The 20,920-nt window shown below is 49.2% G+C and carries 15 protein-coding genes and 1 other RNA gene; 4 read left to right on the forward strand and 12 right to left on the reverse strand.

What is annotated here, in order from left to right; all coding sequences use genetic code 11:
* Positions 1-65 precede the first annotated feature (65 nt).
* Entirely contained in the window at positions 66-2,507 is a 2,442-nt protein-coding gene (mrcB, locus tag ACQ31U_RS12210; protein ID WP_431052459.1) for a penicillin-binding protein 1B, read from the forward strand.
* 59 nt (positions 2,508-2,566) lie between these two features.
* Here mrcB and ACQ31U_RS12215 read toward each other — a convergent pair whose 3' ends face one another.
* The 7 genes from ACQ31U_RS12215 to fabB all read right to left on the reverse strand — a co-directional run bounded on the left by ACQ31U_RS12215 (position 2,567) and on the right by fabB (position 11,857).
* On the reverse strand, positions 2,567-4,027 hold the full coding sequence (locus tag ACQ31U_RS12215; protein ID WP_431052461.1) for an NAD-dependent succinate-semialdehyde dehydrogenase: 1,461 nt from the start codon (positions 4,025-4,027) through the stop codon (positions 2,567-2,569).
* 21 nt (positions 4,028-4,048) lie between these two features.
* On the reverse strand, positions 4,049-5,395 hold the full coding sequence (locus ACQ31U_RS12220; RefSeq protein WP_431054344.1) for a replication-associated recombination protein A: 1,347 nt from the start codon (positions 5,393-5,395) through the stop codon (positions 4,049-4,051).
* A gap of 26 nt (positions 5,396-5,421) precedes the next feature.
* Entirely contained in the window at positions 5,422-6,051 is a 630-nt protein-coding gene (gene lolA / locus ACQ31U_RS12225) for an outer membrane lipoprotein chaperone LolA (protein WP_431052463.1), read from the reverse strand.
* A gap of 77 nt (positions 6,052-6,128) precedes the next feature.
* Positions 6,129-8,930, reverse strand: coding sequence for a DNA translocase FtsK (locus tag ACQ31U_RS12230; protein ID WP_431052465.1), 2,802 nt, complete (start codon positions 8,928-8,930; stop codon positions 6,129-6,131).
* Positions 8,931-8,939: 9 nt separating this feature from the next.
* The gene (lrp, locus tag ACQ31U_RS12235) at positions 8,940-9,431 is read right to left on the reverse strand and encodes a leucine-responsive transcriptional regulator Lrp (protein WP_431052467.1); all 492 of its coding nucleotides are present in this window, start codon (positions 9,429-9,431) and stop codon (positions 8,940-8,942) included.
* 101 nt (positions 9,432-9,532) lie between these two features.
* Positions 9,533-10,492 carry a dicarboxylate transporter/tellurite-resistance protein TehA gene (tehA, locus tag ACQ31U_RS12240; RefSeq protein WP_431052469.1) on the reverse strand — a complete coding sequence of 320 codons (960 nt, stop codon included), beginning with the start codon at positions 10,490-10,492 and terminating at the stop codon, positions 9,533-9,535.
* A 147-nt stretch (positions 10,493-10,639) separates the two neighbouring features.
* On the reverse strand, positions 10,640-11,857 hold the full coding sequence (fabB, locus tag ACQ31U_RS12245) for a beta-ketoacyl-ACP synthase I (protein WP_431052471.1): 1,218 nt from the start codon (positions 11,855-11,857) through the stop codon (positions 10,640-10,642).
* A 219-nt stretch (positions 11,858-12,076) separates the two neighbouring features.
* Here fabB and mnmC point away from each other — a divergent pair, with 219 nt between their 5' ends.
* A complete protein-coding gene (gene mnmC, locus ACQ31U_RS12250; protein WP_431052473.1) occupies positions 12,077-14,122 on the forward strand; it encodes a bifunctional tRNA (5-methylaminomethyl-2-thiouridine)(34)-methyltransferase MnmD/FAD-dependent 5-carboxymethylaminomethyl-2-thiouridine(34) oxidoreductase MnmC in 2,046 nt (681 codons plus the stop codon).
* Between the two features lie 48 nt (positions 14,123-14,170).
* Here the strand turns inward: mnmC and phoU are convergent, their stop codons facing one another.
* From phoU to pstS, 5 genes are all read right to left on the reverse strand, one after another.
* Complete coding sequence (phoU, locus tag ACQ31U_RS12255; protein ID WP_431052475.1) at positions 14,171-14,860, reverse strand: phosphate signaling complex protein PhoU; 690 nt, start codon at positions 14,858-14,860, stop codon at positions 14,171-14,173.
* Positions 14,861-14,885: 25 nt separating this feature from the next.
* Positions 14,886-15,674, reverse strand: coding sequence for a phosphate ABC transporter ATP-binding protein PstB (pstB, locus tag ACQ31U_RS12260; RefSeq protein WP_431052477.1), 789 nt, complete (start codon positions 15,672-15,674; stop codon positions 14,886-14,888).
* 10 nt (positions 15,675-15,684) lie between these two features.
* Complete coding sequence (pstA, locus tag ACQ31U_RS12265) at positions 15,685-16,566, reverse strand: phosphate ABC transporter permease PstA (protein WP_431052479.1); 882 nt, start codon at positions 16,564-16,566, stop codon at positions 15,685-15,687.
* On the reverse strand, positions 16,566-17,525 hold the full coding sequence (gene pstC / locus ACQ31U_RS12270) for a phosphate ABC transporter permease PstC (protein WP_431052481.1): 960 nt from the start codon (positions 17,523-17,525) through the stop codon (positions 16,566-16,568). Before pstC ends, pstA begins: the two co-directional genes overlap by 1 nt.
* Positions 17,526-17,600: 75 nt before the next feature.
* The gene (pstS, locus tag ACQ31U_RS12275) at positions 17,601-18,656 is read right to left on the reverse strand and encodes a phosphate ABC transporter substrate-binding protein PstS (RefSeq protein WP_431052483.1); all 1,056 of its coding nucleotides are present in this window, start codon (positions 18,654-18,656) and stop codon (positions 17,601-17,603) included.
* Positions 18,657-19,055: 399 nt separating this feature from the next.
* Here pstS and ssrA point away from each other — a divergent pair.
* Positions 19,056-19,420, forward strand: a transfer-messenger RNA (tmRNA) gene (gene ssrA / locus ACQ31U_RS12280).
* A gap of 184 nt (positions 19,421-19,604) precedes the next feature.
* Positions 19,605-20,879 (forward strand): integrase arm-type DNA-binding domain-containing protein, encoded by a 1,275-nt coding sequence (locus tag ACQ31U_RS12285; RefSeq protein WP_431052485.1) that lies wholly within the window; start codon positions 19,605-19,607, stop codon positions 20,877-20,879.
* Positions 20,880-20,920 lie beyond the last annotated feature (41 nt).

Raw genomic sequence — 20,920 nt, forward strand, 5'->3', positions numbered from 1 at the left:
GTTGCGGTTTCTTATCGTGGCTATGGTACAATTTGCGCTCATTTACAAATAAGAAAGCGAAACGCATGACCGCCGCAAAAAAGACAAAGCCAAATTCAACCGCCGCTAAAAAAAACGAAGCGAAATCGGCGCCGAAAAGCCGTTTTAACCGTCACAACTGCCTGACGTTCGGGCTGAAAGTCGGTTTTACCGCACTTTGCTGCGTGGTGTTTTATTTGATCTATCTGGACGGGCAAATCCGCTCGAAAATGGACGGCAAATTGTGGCAGCTGCCGGCGGAGGTCTACGGGCGGATTGAAAGCGTGCGGCAAGCGGATCAGCCGACCTTAGCCACGCTCCGAAATTTGTTGCTGGAAAACGGCTACCGTCAAACCAACCTGCTCGGCACGCCCGGCGACTTCAAAATTGAAAACGACACCATCGTCATGATCCGCCGCGCGTTTCCGTTTCCCGACAATGCCGAGCCGCAGCGGGTGCTGCGTTTGCGCTTTGTACAAAACCGGCTGAATGTGATCGAAGATTTGGTCAACCGCCGCACCGTCGATGAATTCCGTTTTGATCCGAAATTGATCGCGATGTTGCAATCCAACAATGAAGATCGCCTCGCCACCCCGCTGCACCAATATCCGCGGTTGCTACTCGACACCCTGATGTTAATCGAAGATCGCCGTTTTTATCAACATGACGGCGTCAGCTTATTGGGGATCACCCGCGCCTTGATCACCAATATTCAAGCCGGGCAAACGGTGCAAGGCGGCAGCACCCTGACCCAACAATTGGTGAAAAACCTGTTTTTAAGCAACGAACGCAGCCTGACGCGTAAAATCAACGAGGCGCTAATGGCGGTGCTGATGGACGCACGTTACGATAAAAACCGGATTTTGGAAACTTATTTGAATGAGGTTTATCTGGCGCAAGACGGCGACACCCAGATTCACGGTTTTGCCCTTGCCAGCCAATTCTTTTTCGGGCGTCCGGTGCAGGAAATCAGCCTTGATCAAATCGCGCTGTTGGTCGGCATGGTCAAAGGCCCGTCGCTGTATAATCCGTGGCGCAACCCGAATAACGCCCTGCAACGGCGCAATGTGGTGCTGAAAACCATGCTGGAACACGCGATGATCGATCAAAAATTGTATGATTTGCTCAGCGCCCGCCCGCTTGGGGTGCAGGCACGCGGTTCGATTAACAAATCGCAACCGGCGTTTATGCAATTGTTACAGCAAGATTTACAGCGGCAATTAGGCGAAACCAAAGCCAATAATCTGTCCGGCGCGCGCATTTTCACCACCCTCGACATCAACAAACAACAAGCCGCAGAACAAGCGCTGGTTGGTGCGGTACAACAATTGAAATTAAAACAAAAAATCGGCGATTTGGAAGCGGCAATGATAGTGGCGGATTACCGCACCGGTGCGGTATTGGCGATGGTCGGCGGCGTGCAAACCAAATTTGCCGGTTTCAACCGCGCCTTGCGTTCACAGCGCCAAATCGGCTCTTTGGTCAAACCCTCGATTTACTTGGCGGCATTGAGCGATCCGGAGCGTTTCCGTTTAAATACCCCGGTTGAAAACCGCCCGTTGACGATTAAAATCAAAGGCAGTGCCGACTGGCAACCACGCAACTATGACAATAAATTCAGCGGTTCGGTGATGTTAATCGACGCACTGGCGCGCTCGCTCAATATCCCGACCGTCAATATCGGCATGAAAGTCGGCTTGGATAAGGTGATCGAGACCCAAAAAGCGATGGGCTGGGATCAGATCAAAATTCCGAAAGTGCCGGCAATGTTGTTGGGAGCCTATTCGATTTCGCCCTATGACGTAACCAAGCTCTACCAAGTGATTGCCAATGACGGGAAAAAAGTCGCCTTGTCGTCGATTGAAAGCGTGTTTCAGCGCAACGGCGAAGCGATTTACCAACGCGCATTTACGCCTGAACAGGTGGTGCCGGAAGAAGCGGCGATTCAAACCTTGTACGCCATGCAGCAAGCGGTGGAGCGCGGCACCGGGCGCAGTTTGCAGCAGAATTTCGCCCGCTATCAACTTGCCGGCAAAACCGGCACCACCAACGAGGCGCGCGATACGTGGTTTGTCGGGATTGACGGTGAAAATGTGGCGACGGTGTGGCTGGGGCGCGACAACAACGGTAAAACCGGTTTGACCGGCGCAAGCGGTGCGTTGGCAGTGTATCGTGATTATCTAGAACGTGTTCCGCCGGTTAAATTGAATTTAACCCGCTTGGATAATTTGCAATGGATCGGTATTAACAACAACGGCAGTTGGAATTGCGGTAGCGGACGCACCATTCCGGTGTGGGTAAATAAAAACCAGAGTTTTTGCGCTTCTGCCGCGACGGCGGTTCCGAGCGGTACAGCGCCGGCTGCGGCAACCTCGCTGCAAAATACGACGCCAAGTGCGGTTGAAAAACAACCGAGTATTTGGGACGCGCTAGAGCTGAATCAAGACAACGCTCCGGCACCGGTGGAGGACGCGCAACCGAGCCGTTAACTCAGCCGATGACATAAAGTGCGGTAACAAGATTACCGCGCTGATCGCCAGGCATTCACTTATTTATCCAAGCCGCCCAATAAGATATATTTGATTTCCAGATAATCTTCAATGCCGTATTTCGAGCCTTCGCGCCCTAAACCGGATTGTTTCACCCCGCCGAACGGGGCGGCTTCATTGGATAAAATGCCGCTGTTGACCCCGACCATGCCGTATTCCAGCTTTTCAGAAACCCGCATAATCCGCCCGATGTCGCGGCTATAAAAATAGGACGCCAAACCGAACTCCGTGGCATTGGCAGCTGCGACCGCCTCGTCTTCCGTTTCAAATTTAAAAATCGGCGCCAGCGGCCCAAAGGTTTCCTCCGTTGCCACTTTCATCTCGGCGCTGACATTGCGCATAATCGTCGGTTGATAGAACAATCCGCCTTGTTCGGCAGGCATACCGCCGCACACGATTTCAGCCCCGTGACTCAGCGCGTCGGCAATATGCTCTTCCACTTTGGCGACCGCACTTTGATCGATAAGAGGTCCGAAGGTGACGCCGGCTTGCAAACCATTGCCGATTTTCAGTTGCGAAGCCGCCTGTCGGAAGCGGGCGATAAATTCATCATAAACCGCACTTTGCACATAAATTCGGTTGGCACAGACACAAGTCTGCCCCGCATTACGGAATTTGCACGCAATCGCCCCTTCCACGGCGGCGTCTAAATCGGCGTCGTCAAACACAATAAACGGCGCATTGCCGCCTAATTCCAACGAGACTTTTTTAATGGTTGAGGCGCATTGCCGCATTAGCAAGCGTCCTACTTGGGTAGAGCCGGTAAAACTGAATTTTTTCACTCGATCGTCTTCGGTCAACACGTTGCCGATTCGGGTCGCACTGCCGGTAATCACATTGAATACCCCGGCTGGAATTCCCGCCCGTTCCGCCAATTCCGCCAATGCCAACGCAGATAACGGCGTTTGCGAAGCAGGACGAATCACAAAAGTACAGCCTGCCGCCAGTGCCGGGGCGGCTTTGCGCGTGATCATCGCATTCGGGAAATTCCACGGCGTGATCGCGGCGCAAACCCCGATCGCTTGCTTGGTGACGATAATACGTTTATCTGCACTCGGCGCCGGAATGGTGTCGCCGTAAATCCGTTTGGCTTCTTCTGCATACCATTCGATGTAAGAAGCGCCATACAGCACTTCGCCCTCCGCTTCCGCCAACGGTTTGCCTTGCTCCAGCGTGAGAATGGTCGCCAAATCTTTTTTATGCCGCACGATCAAATCAAACCAGTTGCGGAGCAAACGGCTGCGTTCTTTGGCGGTTTTTTGCTGCCAAGCTTTAAGCGCTTTTTGCGCCGCCGCTACCGCGTCCAACGCTTCCTGCTCCGCCATTTGCGGGATTTCGGCAATTATATCGCCGGTTGCCGGGTTCAGCACCGCAACGGTTTCGCCATTTAAGGCTTGGCGCCACTTGCCGTCGATGTAGCATTCAGTTTTGAGTAATTGAGGGTCGTCTAATCGAAACATGGCTTGCTCCTTTCTGAGGGTCTATTGATCTTGATACCGCACTTTAGCGCTTTGTTGATCGAGTTGCGCCAACCAATCCAATTTTTGCTTTATTTTAGCTTCCATGCCGCGTTCGCTCGGGAAATAGTAACGGCTGTCTTTCAGCTCAGGCGGGAAGTAGTTTTCCCCTGCGGCGTAGGCGTTTTCTTCGTGGTGGGCGTAGCGGTATTCCTCGCCATAGCCGAGGGATTTCATCAGTTTGGTCGGGGCGTTACGCAAGTGCACCGGCACATCGTAATCAGGGAATTGAGTGGCTTGTTGTTTGGCGGTGTTGAACGCTTGATAAACCGCATTGCTTTTCGGCGCAACGGCGAGATAGACAATCGCTTGCGCAATCGCCCGTTCGCCTTCGGCAGCCCCGACACGGGTGAAGCAATCCCACGCACTAAGCGCCACTTGCATTGCGCGCGGATCGGCGTTGCCGATATCTTCCGAGGCAATTGCCAACAAACGCCGCGCCACATACAGCGGATCGCCGCCGGCAGTAATAATCCGGGCATACCAATACAACGCCGCGTCAGGGGCGGAACCGCGAATCGATTTATGTACCGCCGAAATTAGGTCGTAATAACGATCCCCTTGTTTATCAAAACGGGCTTGGCGTTCGCCCAGCACTTCGACCAACAACGCTTGCGTAAGCTGTTTCACACCATCAACTTCCTCTGCCATATCGACCATTAATTCAAGGCAGTTCAAAGCGAGACGTGCGTCGCCATTGACATATTCCGCCAATATTGCCAGTAAATTCTCTTCCAATTGAACTCGTTCGCCGCCCAGACCGCACTTGCTGTCCGTTAAGGCGTGTTGCAACACTTGTTGGATTTCGGCTTGGCTGAGGGCTTTGAGCAGATACACTCTGGCACGCGACAACAGCGCGCTGTTCAGTTCAAACGAGGGATTTTCGGTGGTCGCACCGACAAAAATAATCGTGCCGTCCTCAATGTGCGGCAGAAATGCATCTTGCTGGCTTTTATTAAAGCGGTGGACTTCATCGACAAACAGGATTGTGCGCCGATCCGCCTGTTTATTCTGGCGGGCGCGTTCAATCGCTTCGCGAATCTCCTTCACGCCGCCGGTGACTGCTGAAATCCGCTCCACTTCGGCGTTGATCCGCTGCGCCAGAATTTCCGCCAGTGTGGTTTTGCCGGTGCCGGGCGGGCCCCACAAAATCATGGAATGAATATGCCCCGCGTCAATCGCTTTACGCAACGGCTTGCCCGGCGCCAATAAATGCGACTGCCCAAAGTAATTCTCCAGCGTAGTCGGGCGCATGCGCGCCGCTAGCGGGCGAAAATCGCTTTCGGCAAAATCAAACGAGAGATTATTCACACCTTTTGCCATATTGACCTGACTTGTTAACGCTGATCGTCCAATTCCACGCCTTTCGGCACGTTGAATTGGAATAATTTACTATCCAGAGTGACGTTATTCATATTGCGCAACATATATAAATTCGCCTGTCCGTCTTGCTCAATGGTGCTGAAATTGCGTAGCAGCCCATTTTTGTCGATCCGCACTTCAAATTGTTTGATCGCACTGTTTTTTGCTTTTGGCTTCAAGGTAAAGGTATCGTCTTTTTGACTGACGGTATATTGCGCCCACTGTTTCGGATCGTTTGTCGTCAGCAAAATAAACGGCGTGTTATCAATCGCATCTTCGGTTTTGCGTGCGGTCACTTGCTGTACGAACGGATCGTAATACCATAAGGTTTTGCCGTCGGCGACAATCTGGGTTTCTTGCGGTTTTTGAGTGTCCAAACGGAACAGATTCGGGCGTTTCACTTGGAATTTGCCATTCCCCTCTTGTACCAATTTACCGTTGGCGGTGGTGACGCGTTGGTTAAAATCGGCACTGTAAGATCCCACTTCCGCCAAGCGTTGTTGCAATTCGTCAACCGCCGCCGCCCACAGATTGGTGGCGGCTGAAAACAGCAACGCGGCAAGTGCGGTATGGCGTAAAAGTGCGGTTTTGTTCAGGTATTTCATGCTCTTTCCTTTAATACGTTTAATCAAGTTGCGTACAGATAAGACAATCAGCTTAGCAATAGGTTCTTAAGCGCGTCTTAATCATATTGATTACGCGGCGCTAAAATTTCACGTTTGCCGTTGCTCGCCGCGGAAACAATGCCTTGCGCTTCCATTTGATCAACAATCCGTGCCGCACGGTTAAAGCCCAGTTTGAAATTACGTTGAATCGAGGATATCGAGGTATTGCCGCTGTTCAGCACATAGTCCGTCACTGCGTCGAACAGTTCATCCAGATCATCATCACCAGCACCGACCGCACTTTCGCTGTTTTCGTCCTCTTGCGACACCACGATGTCGTCCAAATATTGCGGTTTACCGCGCGCGCGCCAATCGTCGGCGACTTTCGACACCTCTTCATCGCTCATAAACGCGCCGTGTACCCGAATCAGTTCGGACGAGCCTTGCCCCGAATACAGCATATCGCCGCGCCCTAATAACGCCTCGGCGCCGCCTTGATCCAAAATGGTGCGCGAGTCGATTTTGCTCGCCACGGTAAAGGCAATCCGGCTTGGAATATTGGCTTTAATCAAGCCGGTGATCACGTCCACCGACGGGCGTTGGGTCGCCAAAATCAAGTGGATCCCCACCGCGCGCGCTTTTTGCGCCAAGCGTGCGATCAACTCTTCCACTTGCTTCCCTGCCACCATCAACAAATCGGCGAATTCATCGACGATCACTACGATATAACTCAATTTTTCCAGCGCCGGCGGCATGGTATCCATGGTGTCGCCCGGACGCCAGGTCGGATTTGGAATCGGTAAATTCATCGCTTCCGCTTCGTCGATTTTGCCGTTGAAGCCCTCGATATTGCGCACATACAGCGACGACAGCAATTGATAGCGGCGTTCCATTTCATCCACGCACCAACGCAACGCATTGGCGGCTTTTTTCATATCGGTGACCACTTCGGTCAGCAAGTGCGGGATGTCGTTGTAAATCGACAGTTCGACCACTTTCGGATCGATCATGATAAAACGCACCTCTTCCGGTTTGCGTTTATACAGCAGACTTAAAATCATACTGTTAACACCGACCGATTTCCCTGAACCAGTTGAACCCGCCACCAACAAATGCGGCATTTTCGCCAAATCGACTACAATCGGTTCGCCGCTGATGTCTTTGCCCAAAGCAAGCGGCAAAATCGCGTTGCTCTGCTTAAATTGGCTGCTGGCAAGCACATCACGCAGGCTGACGGTTTGGCGGCGCAGATTCGGGGTTTCGATGCCGATATACGGCTTGCCCGGAATCACCTCCGCCACGCGGATTGAACGGAACATCAACGCACGCGCCAAATCGGTGTCCAAACCGCTGACTTTCGAGGCTTTGGTGCCCGGCTCCAATTCCAACTCATAACGGGTGACCACCGGTCCGACCAGCACACTTTGCACCTTGGCTTTGACGTTGAAATTGCGCAGTTGGTGTTCGATCTGTGCCGAGGTTTCGTCAATTTCTTCCCGGCTGATGTCTTGCTCTTCCGCTTTGCGCTGTTCGAGCAGATCCAGACTTGGCAACGGCGTATTCGGTTTGCCTTTATGGCTGACTTTCGGTTGTAGCAGCGGGTGAATCAAGCTGTTTTCATACGGTTTATAATCCGGCGTGGTTTTGACCGCACTTGTGCTTTCCACTTCCGGCGTCGGTGCGCCGTTTAAAATCACTTGCAGCTCTTTTTCGGCATTTAATGCCTTTGCCTGCCGCTGCATTTCGTCTAAACGTTGCTGTTCCCGTGCGGCAAACTGGCGCGCCAATTCATCATTCAGATCGATGTTTGTCTCCTCTGCCGACGACAGATCATCAACATCAAACCGCACTTCGGTTTGCTTCGCCGCCGTCGCCAAGCTGACTTTCGCTACGCCGTCCAAGGTCGGCACGGACAATTCTGACGGCGCAAGCGTTTGCCCCACCGGGCTGGCGCTCGCAATCGATACTTTTGGCAATTCCGCTGTCGATTCAATCTGATATTGTGCGAAATTCGGCAAATCGTCATTTTCACTTAATGGCAATTCCGCTTGCTGATCCGCTGCCGCCGGCGCCGATGGTTGCTGCGGTTGCAACCCGATAATCACCCGTTGCGCTACCGCACTTTGCCTGTCGGCTGTATCCGCTTGACGCCGTTCAGCCAATTTGGTTTCTAACGCTCTTTTCGCCGCCGCCTCTCTGGCGCGCAAGACGCTTTCCGGTAAGATCACTTCGTCCAACTGCTCAACCGGCGCCGCGCTCATTGGTGTCGGTTCTAATTCATCCTCGGCTTGCGTTTGCTCTTCATCCTCATATTTTGCGGTTAGCCATTGGTAGGCGCTGACCAGCAACATCACCAACGACATGCCCGAACTGAGAATAAAACCGACCACAGTTAAACAAAAGGCGGCCATAAAACTGCCGAACACGCCGAAAGACGGATAAAAGCTTTGGATCAACCAACCGCCCAACACGCCACCGGCAAGATAAGTATCGCTATTCGATAACAGCAAGGCCGCAAGTGCGGTCAAGCCACACAGCAGCAGCACGAAGCCGATCAATCTGACCACTAACCGCCCTTTGCTGAATTGATCGCGCCATTTATTACGCAACAATAGGATCGATGAAATCACCAAGACAAAGGGTAAAAAATTGGCAATCGAACCGAACAAGGCAAACAGCATATCAATACACCAAGCGCCGAATGCGCCGGCTTTATTCAAGGCTCCTTGCTGCGGGCTGGCGACGGTCCAAGCGTTGTCATACGGACTGTAGCTTGACCAAGCGATAATCAGGTAAACCCCGAATAAGGCGATCGAGCCTAAAATCATTTCGGTAATATAGTGTTTTGCCGTGTATTTCGGTCTTAAATTTCGAATCATGGTGTACGTCTATTCTGTTTTCGCTTTCAATTGCAGGTAATTGGTTTGTTTCACTTCTTCCATCACCACATACGTGCGGGTGTCGTTGACGCCGGGCAGGCGCAGCAAGGTCGTGCCGAGCAATTTGCGGTATGCCGCCATATCGGCAACGCGGGTTTTCAACAAATAGTCAAAATCGCCGGATACCAAATGGCATTCTTGAATTTCATCCAGTTTTTGCACTTCGGCGTTAAATTCTTCAAACACATCGGGTTTGCCGCGCACCAAGGTAATTTCGACGATCACCAACAACGGCGAATCGAGCAATTCCGGATTCAGCAACGCACGATAACCGGTGATCACTCCCTGTTTTTCCAAACGGCGCACCCGCTCCAAACAAGGCGTTGGCGACAACCCGACTTTTTTCGACAAATCGATATTGGAAATTTTTCCGTTACGCTGTAATTCGTCCAAAATTTTTATATCAATCGCATCAAGGGCTTTGGTTAATTTCTTTGACATTTTCGCAATTCCGCCGACAGTAAAAAATAAAAAATCAGGTAATGTGGTAGATTACCTGATTTTTGCGGTTTTTTATAGACTTGAATGTGTTTTGCGCGACTTTATTTTAGCAAAAAACGCCCCTGCGCAATACGGATTAAGGTTGCCACAAACAGCAAGGCAATACCAATGCTGCCAAACCAAAACAGCGGTAAACCGATCGCCTCAATGCCCTGCAAATCGGCTTGCGTTAAATAAATGCCAACATTTGCCAATGAACCTAAACCGAATGAGAATCCCCAAAAACCGAGGCTGAAACCGTTGGTATAAATCCAAGGAAACAAGCGCGCCAGAAACAGCACCTGCAACAAGCCATAACCGAGCAATATCAAGCTAATGGTATCTACTGCGCCCCCGTTTAAGTGAAAATAGGCGTTGCCGGCAACAAACGCCGGCGCCAACTGAATGCCGATTACCGGTCGAACCGCGTCATCCAACGGATTTAAATTACGCAAACGCTGCAACACCGCCGGTTCCAAGGTTAGCCATGAAATCAGCCCCATGCCGAAAAACACCATGCCCCATGCAGTATAACCTAATTCGGCAAGTGCGGTCGCGCTGACAAAATTGGCGGCAACCGTGGGTAAATAGATAACCGGCGTTGTGGCTTCGGCTTTATGGATACCGCGCCATAAGCCGGCCGAACGGTAGGCGGCAAACAGCAATTGTCCGACAGTACCTAATGCAATTAAACTAACGCCAAGCGGTTTAGCCCATGATAATAACGACATACCGAATAGCATGGCGGTTATCGGAATCAAACTGATAAAACAGCAGATCACCAAATGATGTAATTCCGCTTGCGCGCTCTGCCGTGCCACAACCCATTTGGCAATATAAACCGCCAACAGCGCTAACCAAATCACGCCGCTGACGCACAGCAACATTTCATCTATCCATTGCGGCAAACCGGCAAACAACGCCGCGGCATGATGCCATGCCAGACCGATGGAAAACAAACCCAGCGTAATACCAAAATAGTTGACTGGAATCGGGAATGGCTTTGGAACAGGTTGGTTCATAGAAACTAACTCACAAAATTGGTCAATGTAAATAGGGTGAGATTATTTTACGCCTAATCGCTAAAAATCATGACCGAAATATATTAAAAACAATGTAAATAGGGCAACCACAATGGATTGCCCTATCCGATAAATCATAATGCCCGGTTATTCGTAACGCTTGAAAATCAAGGTGGCGTTAGTGCCGCCGAAACCAAAGCTGTTTGACATCACGATATTCAGTTTTTTATCGGTTTGCACTTCGGTAATAATGTTCATTCCTTGCGCTTTTTCATCCAATTCTTCGATGTTAATACTCGGTGCGATAAAATCGTGGTTTAGCATTAACAAGGAATAAATCGCTTCATGCACACCTGCCGCTCCTAATGAGTGCCCGGTCATGGCTTTAGTCGAAGAAATCGCCGGGGTGTTATCGCCGAATACCGCTCTTACCGCTTCCAATTCTTTGACATCGCCAACCGGGGTTGAGGTGCCGTGCACGTTCAAATAATCAATTGGCGCGTCAATCGTTGCCATCGCCTGCTGCATACAACGCACCGCACCTTCGCCGCTTGGCGCGACCATGTCATAGCCGTCGGAAGACGCGCCGTAACCGACGATTTCGGCATAAATGGTTGCGCCGCGTGCTAACGCGTGTTCCAACTCTTCCACTACGACGATACCGCCGCCGCCGGCGATAACGAAACCGTCACGGGCGGCGTCGTAAGTACGCGAGGCTTTTTCCGGCGTATCGTTGTATTTAGTCGATAATGCCCCCATCGCGTCAAATTCACAGGCGCATTCCCATGCCAATTCTTCCGCCCCGCCGGCAAACACCACATCTTGTTTACCGAGTTGGATCAATTCGACCGCATGTCCGATACAGTGGGCCGAAGTGGCACAAGCCGAGCTGATACTGTAGTTGACGCCGCGGATTTTAAACGGTGTCGCCAAACAAGCGGACACGCTGGACGCCATGGTTTTGGTCACGGCATAAGGTCCGATGGCTTTCACGCCGCGCGGTCCGCGCATGGCGTCTGCGGCAACGATCTGCCCGTGTGCCGAGCCGGTACCGGCGCCGACCACCAAACCGGTGCGGTTATTCGACACCATTTCATCGGTCAATCCCGAATGTTCAATCGCTTCCTGCATCGAAAGATAAGCATAAGCTGCGGCGTCGCCCATAAAGCGCATGATTTTACGGTCGATCAACTCTTTCGGATCGAGTTTCACCGTACCCGCAATATGGCTGCGCATGCCCACTTCGATAAATTCCGGTACAGTTGTAATCCCGGATTTACCTTGTTGCAACGACGCCAATACTTCTGCTTTATTATTACCAATACTTGAAATGATACCGTAGCCGGTGATAACTGCTCTTTTCATTTACTCCAATCCTTACTCGAAATGCGATAATTAAAAAATTTATGTCAAAATTTCAACTTACAACTGTTAGCTGAACAAGTTACTATGAAAATAAAATAATGCAAGTTTTTATTGCCTGCCGACGGGTTTTAACCCTCTCGCTTGCTCAAAAAACAGACAGCATTTTCACCCCTAAGGATTTCGCGCTACAATAAGCAAAATCCACAAACCATAATGCCTATGAACAAGACGCTCAAAACCGCCTCAGCCCGGCTGAGTTTTACCGCTGATAATACGCCGCTTTCGTTACAGTTTGATGACATCTACTTTTCCGTACAAGACGGTTTGGCCGAAAGCCGTTATGTTTTTCTGCAAGGAAACAACTTGTTGCAACGTTGGCAGCAGCATGCGCAACCGCACTTTGTGATCGCCGAAAGCGGTTTTGGCAGCGGTTTGAACTTTTTTGCCTGTGTGCAGCTGTTCCGTGAATTTCGTCGCCAAAATCCTGCGCATAAACTAGCCCGCTTATATTTTCTCTCGTTTGAAAAATACCCGCTAACCCCGCAACAACTGCAACAAGCGCACCGCACTTTGCCGCAATTCGCCGCATTGAGCCGACGCCTGTGCCGCCATTATCCGTTTGCGCTGAACGGATGCCACCGTTTGCATTTCGACGACACGATTTTGGATCTGTGGTTCGGCGATATTCAAGATAATTTGCCGCTGTTGGGCGATTATATGCGGCAAAAAATCGACGCGTGGTTTTTGGACGGTTTTGCGCCGAGTAAGAATCCGCAGATGTGGAATGATGATCTTTACCAAGCGATGTCTCGTTACAGTAAGCCCAATGCCACCTTTGCCACCTTTACCGCGGCAAGTGCGGTGCGCAAGGGCTTGCAAGCCGCGGGGTTCACGGTGGCAAAGCGGAAAGGCTTTGCGCATAAACGCGAGATGTTATGCGGTTATAAAAATCCAAATCACGCGCCGCAAATGCAAACGCCGTGGTATTTGGCGCAAAGTGCGGTCGGCGATGTGAACGAAGTTGCAATTATCGGCGGCGGCGTTGCCTCGCTGTTCACCGCACTTTCCTGTTTAAAACGCGGCTTAAAAGTCACCGTGTATTGCGAAGATCCGCAACCTGCGCTGAATGCCTCAGGCAATAAACAGGGCGCACTCTATCCGCAATTGAGCGATGATGATCGGCGTAACAGCCGTTTTTATGCGCACGCGTTTGGTTATGCATTGCAACAGATTCAGGATGTTATCGAGCAAGGCGTTGCGTTTGAATCCGGCTGGCAAGGGGTGGCAATTTGCGCGTACAACTGTAAGGTCAAACAAAAATTGGCACACATTGCGGCGCAACAATGGGGCGATGATTTATTCCGTCTGTGCGACCAAAGCGAACTTAGCCGTTTAAGCGGAATCGAGTTGCCTTGCGACGGCGCGTTTATTGCCAAAGGCGGTTGGCTTGCGCCGCAACAACTGGTGCAAAACGGTTTTGCCCATTTGCAAACCGTCTATCCACACGATGGACAAAAGTGCGGTTTAACGATTCGTTTCAACCAATCGATCACGGAACTGAACCCGCAAGAAAACGGTTGGCGATTAAATAACGCACAAGGCGAACATTTCCAACACCAAGTGGTGATGTTGGCAAACGGACATCGATTAACCCAATTCCGCCAAACAGAACGGCTGCCGCTGTACCCGGTGCGCGGACAGGTCAGCCAAATCCGAACCGGCGCACAGTTGCGCCATTTAAAAACGGTGTTGTGCTATGACGGCTATTTAACGCCGGCGGATTGGCAGCAACAAAGCCATTGTATCGGTGCCAGCCATGTGCGCAACAGTGCCGACCGCACTTTTAGTCCGGCGGAGCAACACCAGAATGTGGAAAAAATTCAGCACAATTTAGCCGGTTGCGCTTGGTTGAGAGAAGTCAACGCCGAGGATAATCAAGCCCGTATCGGGGTGCGTTGCAGCACGCGCGAGCGTTTGCCGATCATGGGTTGCGTACCGCACTTTGCACAAACCGCCGAACAATACCGCAACCTGTTCAATCTACGCCGTCGCCGTCAAGCGATTGCTCCTGCGCCGGTGTATCCGAATCTGTATCTTATCGGCGCACTCGGTTCACGCGGTTTAACGTCTGCGCCGTTATTGGCGGAAAGCTTGGTTTGTCAGGTTTTAGGCGAGCCGCTGCCGCTGGGCGAAGATATTTTGCATGCCCTCAATCCAAACCGCACTTGGCTACGCAAATTGTTGAAAGGCACGCCGTTGGGATAAATAGAAAAAAATGAGCCGCAACTGCGGCTCAGACTAGGATTTCAGCTGTTAAAACACACGCTCGGTCGTTTCGCGCACATCTTCGCCTTTCAAGTAATAATAGATAAATTCGCAGATATTTTGGCAACGGTCGCCGATACGTTCAATCGCCCGAGCGGCTAAAAGTGCGGTCAGCAAACTGTCAATACTGTCCGGCGCAATCCGCATTCCTTCTTTCACATCTGTCATAATCTCTTTATAGCGCTCGTCAATTTTAATATCGCGCACGTATACGCTTTTCGCTTCTTCCAAACTCATGCTGGAAAATGCGCGTAAGGTATCATGCAACATCGCAATTGCGTCTTGCGTCATGACATCAATCTTATCTTGCAATCTTTTCTCAATTTTAACGTCATCATGCAAGGCGGTTTGGCTCATCTTATCCACCGAATCGCCGATACGCTCTAATTCGGAAGCGACTTTTAAAATCGTGATGATAAAGCGCAGATCATCGGCTAACGGCTGGCGACGGGCAATCAAAGTGACGCATGCCTCGTCAACCGCCACCTCCATCGAGTTGACCTGTTGATCGCCTTCCACTACATCGTTTGCGCTAATCTCGGCATTGCCTTTCATTACTTGCAACGCATCATACAGCTGTTTTTGCACCAAACTGCCCATGGTCAGCAACAACGATAATAGGTGGCTTAAATCACGATCATATTGTCTTATGATGTGTTTTTTTTCATTTAATGTCATCTTTTTCTCCTTTTAACCGGGGTTTCTAGCCGAAACGTCCGGTAATGTAATCTGCGGTTCTGCCGTCTTTCGGACGGTTGAACATCATTTCCGTTTCGCCGTGTTCGATAATGTCGCCCAAATACATAAACACCGTGTAGTCGGAACAACGCGCCGCCTGTTGCATATTATGGGTGACGATCACCACGGTATACTCTTTTTTTAACTCAAGAATCAAGTCTTCAATCATCCCGGTCGAAATCGGGTCGAGTGCCGAACAGGGTTCGTCCAGTAGCAATACTTCCGGTTTAATCGCAATGCCGCGTGCGATACACAGACGCTGCTGCTGCCCACCCGAGAGGCTGTAACCGCTCTTGAACAGTTTGTCTTTGGTTTCATTCCACAGCGCGGCTTTGCTTAACGCCCACTCGACGCGTTCGTCCATTTCAGGTTTCGACAGTTTTTCAAACAAACGCACCCCGAAAGCAATATTATCATAGATCGACATCGGGAACGGCGTCGGTTTTTGGAACACCATGCCGACTTTGGCACGCAGTAAGGAAATGTCTTTTTTGCTGCTGATGATATCTTCGCCGTCCAATAAAATTTGCCCTTCCGCCCGTTGTTCCGGATAAAGCGCATACATTTTGTTAAAAGTACGCAACAAAGTGGATTTACCGCAACCGGACGGACCGATAAACGCCGTGACTTTATTGGCTTCGATGTCCAAATTCAGATTTTTCAAGGCATGAAAATCGCTGTAGTAAAAGTTGAGATCTTTTACTTCGATAATTTTTTTGCCTGCTTCGGTTTTATTCAAATCAATAATGCTCATCGGTTATTCCTTACTTCTTCTCTTTATTTTTAAATACAACGCGCGCCAAGATATTTAATAGTAACACCGCGAACGTGATAATCAGTACTCCGGTCCAAGCCAATTCTTGCCAATTGGTAAACGGGCTGGAAGCGAATTTATAAATCGTCATCGGCAAACTCGCCAGCGGTTTACTCATATCCAAACTCCAGAATTGGTTGGAAAGTGCGGTAAACATCAATGGTGCGGTTTCGCCGGCAATACGCGCCACACTCAATAACACCCCAGTGATCACCCCGGCAGTCGAAGCGCGTAAGGTAATCGACAGAATCATCTTCCATTTCGGCGTTCCTAGGGCATACGCCGCTTCACGCAAGTTATTCGGAATCAGATTCAGCATATTTTCGGTGGTACGAATCACAATCGGAATTTGCAGCAAGGCCAAGGCGACAACTCCCGCCCAACCGGAGAAATTACCAAACGGCGCCACAAACAGCACGTAGACAAATAGCCCGATAACAATCGACGGTGCCGACAACAGAATGTCGTTCACAAAACGCATGCCTTCCGCCAACCACGATTTTTTGCCGTATTCCGACAGATAAATCCCGACCAAAATGCCCAACGGGGTGCCGACAACCGTGGCTAAGATCACCATCATCAAGCTTCCGACAATCGCATTCGCTAATCCGCCGGTTTCCGCATTCGGTGCGGGGGTCATTTCTAAGAAAATATCCAACGATAAGCCGGCAATCCCTTTTTCCAAAGTGGTGAACAAAATCCAGACCAACCAGATTAAGCCGAACACCATCGCCAACATCGCAATTGCAATCGCAATATTATTGATCATACGGCGTTTGTTTTGTAACCGCTGTTTGACAATTTCGTATTTATTGTTGGTTGCAGTTGCCATTACTTCGCCCCCTCATTTTTCGACAGACGACGCACCAAAAGTTTGGATACGATTAACACTAATAAGGTGATAGCAAACAAGATTAAGCCTAATTCCATTAAGGCGGAAATATGCATATCGGATTCGGCTTCGGCAAATTCGTTGGCAATTGCCGAGGTAATGCTATTACTCGGCATGTACAACGACAAGCTGTCGAGTTGGTAAGTATTTCCGATCACGAACGTTACCGCCATGGTTTCGCCCAAGGCACGCCCTAAACCCAGCATGATCGCGCCGACCACACCGCTCTTGGTGTAAGGCAGCACAATGCGCCATACCACTTCCCAAGTGGTGCAGCCCACTCCGTACGCCGATTCTTTCATCAACGCCGGGGTTTGTTCAAACACATCACGCATTACCGAAGCAATGTAGGGAATAATCATAATCGCAAGGATAATCCCGGCGGCTAAAATTCCGATCCCGAAACTTGGACCGGAAAATAACGAACCGATAATCGGGAAACCGGAAACCACTTCACCAACCGGACGTTGGAAATATTTGGCAAACAACGGAGCAAAAATAAAAAAGCCCCACATCCCGTAAACGATACTCGGCACTGCCGCCAAAAGCTCAATCGCCGTCCCCAACGGGCGGCGCAGCCATTGCGGCGCTAATTCAGTCAGAAAAAACGCAATCCCGAAACTTGCCGGAACCGCAATAATCAAGGCGATGAGTGACGTGACCAACGTTCCGTAAATCGGCACAAGCGCACCATATTGATCTAAAGGCGGATTCCATTCTTTTGACCAAAGAAAAGCAATCCCGAATTCTTTCATTGCCGGCAGGGAAGAAATGATCAGCGAAAGAATAATTCCCCCAAGAATTAACAACGTCAGATAAGTTGAAAATCTGACCAGTAATTCAAAAAAAATATCACCTTTCTTACTTGGTGATATTACCGCTGAGGATTTATTTGACATATTACGTCCTTTCTAAATAAATCGTTAGGAAATAAAACGGAGTGTGTTCACACTCCGTTGAGTTGACATCCGGAATTAGTAAAGCGCTTTTCCGTCTTTATCAACAATATTTGCTTTCCAAGCTGATTTAATGGTATCAACAACTGATTTTGGTAAGACGGCATAGTCTAAAGCCAAGGCTTCATCGCCGCCTTTATCCAACGCCCACTCAAAGAATTTCAAGGTTTCGGTCGCACGCTCTACGCTACCCGGTTGTTTTTCAACCAAAATGAAAGTCGTTGAAGTGATAGGCCATGCATTCGCCCCTTTTTGTTGAGTCAAATCTTGGGCGAAAGAGCTGTTCCAATCGGCACCGGCAGCCGCATTACTGAAGCTGTCAGAGCTAGGACGCACCACTTCACCGTCAGCGGAAATTAAACTGGCATACGGTAAGTTGTTTTGTTTGGCATAAGCATACTCAACATAACCGATTGCGCCGTCAAGTTGTTGGATTGAAGCGGAAACCCCTTCGTTGCCTTTACCACCGAATGAACCCGGCGCCCATTGTACGGTTGAACCCGACCCCACTTTTTCTTTCCACTCTGCGCTGACTTTTGACAAATAGCTGGTGAACACGAAAGTGGTGCCTGAACCGTCAGCACGGCGGATAACCGCGATGTCTTTGTTTGGTAAATTCAGATTCGGATTCAATTTCTTGATCGCTTCGTCATTCCATTTTTTCACTTTGCCCAAATAGATGTCAGCCACGGTATTACCGTCTAACACCAATTCACCACTCTTGATTCCGTCCAAGTGAACCGCCAACACCACACCGCCGATGACGGTCGGGAATTGGAATAAACCTTCTTTTGTCAATTCTTCATCTTTCATCGGCGCGTCAGTTGCACCGAAATCGACGGTTTTGGCGATGATTTGTTTTTTGCCGCCGGAAGAACCGATACTTTGATAATTGACACGGTTTTTGGTTTCTTTTTGATAAGTGTCAGCCCATTTTGCATAAATCGGCGCCGGGAATGATGCGCCTGCGCCGGTAATATCAACCGCAACGGCACTATTCGCCGCCAATACCATGGTTGAACCCATTAATGCGAATAACGAAGTACGGACAAATTTATTTTTGATAGCTTTCATGAGAGTCTCCTTAAAGTAAAAGTATTAAATCTGATGATTCTCGACCTTATGGCAGCCCATTTCTGCCCCGCCACATAAAACTTATGGCACGAATATAGACCAATATTTTTATCAGGCAAGCCCTTTTTTCCTTGCGAAAACCAACAAAAAAGCTAGTTATGACGCTATTTTTATTTTATTATCTTTATGAAATAGAATATTTTTTTATTTTTGTCATATAACTGTCATAAAACAAAAAAGTTTAACTGCCTATTTTTTAAACAGCGATATCCACTCTAACCGCACTTTACGATATTGTCACCGAAAAACAGCCGTTTGCATTGCATTTCTCCAAAGCGAAAAAGCGGCAATAATCCTTTTGTTTTTAGCGGATTTTTGTTACACTTCACAACCTCATTTGGGGCTGATTCTGGATTCGACGGGATTGGCGAAGCCCAAGGTGCATGTCGAGGTGCGGTAGGTCTCGTAAACAAACCGCAAAACAATAGTCGCAAACGACGAAAACTACGCTTTAGCAGCTTAATAACCTGCTCATAGCCTTCTCTCCCCAGCTTCCGCTCGTAAGGCGGGGATCAAGAGGAGTCATCCCAAACGAGATCGCGTGGACGCCTCCGCTTGCGGATCGAAACGTTAAATTGAATCAAGCTAGCTTATCTGTCGCGTGTCTGTCCGCAGTAGGTAAGTGAAATTAAAGACCGACTAAACATGTAGGACTGAAGGTAGAGTAATTTCGGACAGGGGTTCAAATCCCCTCAGCTCCACCAAAAAATATATCGTTACTGTTCGTAGCGTATCGGAAAGCCTAGAGAATACAAGCCTCTAGGCTTTTTTATTGTTCGTAGCTTGTCGTATTATTTCGCCTTAAATCTAGAATTTTAGTAATACGTTTAGTAATATGCCGATCGTATTACTAAAAACCGTATTACTAAAAACGCCCGGAGGCTTGATATGTCTAGGATTGTTAAGAGTTTAACCAATACACAAGTTGATAAAGCAAAACCATTAGAAAAGCCTTATCATCTTGCTGACGGTGGCGGATTGTATCTGTTAGTAAAGCCCAATGGGGTAAAGACGTGGCAATTTAATTATTACAAGCCGATAACCAAAAAGCGCACCTATATCAGCTTGAACAATTATCCCGATCTTTCTCTTGCTCAAGCACGATCCAAACGAGAAGAATTTAAAGCGTTGCTAGCTCAAAATATCGATCCGCAACTCTACCAGCAACAAGAAACCGAACGGCAGCAACAAGCGGATAATAATACGTTTGCCAAGATTGCCGGGGCATGGTTTGAAGAACGGAAAACCCGCGCCCACTTTTCAGAGAAAACTGCAACTGATACTTGGGGCATGATCAAACGTCATTTACTCCCCCACTTTGGCGAATTGCCAATAACACAAATTACCGCACTTATGGCAATTAATGCGTTTAAGCCGTTGCAGGTTCGCGGAACGCTGGAAACCTTAAAGCGCGCAATTCAGAAAATGAATGAAATCATGACTTACGCCCTACACCGAGGAATTATTGAAAATAACCCAATCGCCAACATTGGCAAAGAATTCGACAGTCCAACCGTTACCCACATGAAAGCAATTAAACCGGAACAATTGGGCGAATTTTTGACAGCCCTCGCAAATGCGAATTTAACGCTCACTACGCGGCTTTTAATTCAATGGCAACTGCTGACAATGACACGCCCAGCAGAAGCCGCCACGGCGCGCTACAGTGACATAAACGAGAAAGAAAGGATATGGACTATCTACATTCAAAAAGGCTTAAAAACGACTGACGAGGGACGAGAGCATAAAGTTACGCTATCAAGGCAAGCTATCGCTGTTCTTCGTGAAATAAAAAAAATCAGTGGTGGCAAAACGTATTTATTCCCAAGCATTAAAAATCCGACAACCCACATCAACACCCAAACCGCAAACGCCGCTATAAAAAGAATTGGTTATCAGGGCAAGCTGGTGGCGCACGGTATGCGAGCTATAGCCAGCACCGTCTTAAACAAAGCCAGAACGCCCGACGGTTTACGCCGCTTTGATAAAGATTTGATCGAGGTGGCATTATCACATATCAATAACGACGACGTGCGCATGGCTTATCTCAGGGCGGAATATTTGCCACATCGTTTTGATATGCTGCAGTGGTGGGGTGATTATGTCGAACAAGCCGCACAGAGTGCGATCCCTAAATTCCATCTTCAAATTGTGAACGGATAACTTTTAGCCAGTCTTTGCGCTGGCTTTTTTATATTTTGTTA

This window comes from Testudinibacter sp. TW-1 (assembly GCF_050613185.1).
Lineage (GTDB): Bacteria > Pseudomonadota > Gammaproteobacteria > Enterobacterales > Pasteurellaceae > Chelonobacter.

What these genes read in the sequence shown, in the direction of transcription:
- mrcB (WP_431052459.1), top strand. Translation starts at nt 66, where the DNA reads ATGACCGCCGCAAAAAAGACAAAGCCAAATTCAACCGCCGCTAAAAAA.
- ACQ31U_RS12215 (WP_431052461.1), bottom strand. Translation starts at nt 4,027, where the DNA reads ATGTTTCGATTAGACGACCCTCAATTACTCAAAACTGAATGCTACATC.
- lolA (WP_431052463.1), bottom strand. Translation starts at nt 6,051, where the DNA reads ATGAAATACCTGAACAAAACCGCACTTTTACGCCATACCGCACTTGCC.
- ACQ31U_RS12230 (WP_431052465.1), bottom strand. Translation starts at nt 8,930, where the DNA reads ATGATTCGAAATTTAAGACCGAAATACACGGCAAAACACTATATTACC.
- lrp (WP_431052467.1), bottom strand. Translation starts at nt 9,431, where the DNA reads ATGTCAAAGAAATTAACCAAAGCCCTTGATGCGATTGATATAAAAATT.
- tehA (WP_431052469.1), bottom strand. Translation starts at nt 10,492, where the DNA reads ATGAACCAACCTGTTCCAAAGCCATTCCCGATTCCAGTCAACTATTTT.
- fabB (WP_431052471.1), bottom strand. Translation starts at nt 11,857, where the DNA reads ATGAAAAGAGCAGTTATCACCGGCTACGGTATCATTTCAAGTATTGGT.
- mnmC (WP_431052473.1), top strand. Translation starts at nt 12,077, where the DNA reads ATGAACAAGACGCTCAAAACCGCCTCAGCCCGGCTGAGTTTTACCGCT.
- phoU (WP_431052475.1), bottom strand. Translation starts at nt 14,860, where the DNA reads ATGACATTAAATGAAAAAAAACACATCATAAGACAATATGATCGTGAT.
- pstB (WP_431052477.1), bottom strand. Translation starts at nt 15,674, where the DNA reads ATGAGCATTATTGATTTGAATAAAACCGAAGCAGGCAAAAAAATTATC.
- pstA (WP_431052479.1), bottom strand. Translation starts at nt 16,566, where the DNA reads ATGGCAACTGCAACCAACAATAAATACGAAATTGTCAAACAGCGGTTA.
- pstC (WP_431052481.1), bottom strand. Translation starts at nt 17,525, where the DNA reads ATGTCAAATAAATCCTCAGCGGTAATATCACCAAGTAAGAAAGGTGAT.
- pstS (WP_431052483.1), bottom strand. Translation starts at nt 18,656, where the DNA reads ATGAAAGCTATCAAAAATAAATTTGTCCGTACTTCGTTATTCGCATTA.
- ACQ31U_RS12285 (WP_431052485.1), top strand. Translation starts at nt 19,605, where the DNA reads ATGTCTAGGATTGTTAAGAGTTTAACCAATACACAAGTTGATAAAGCA.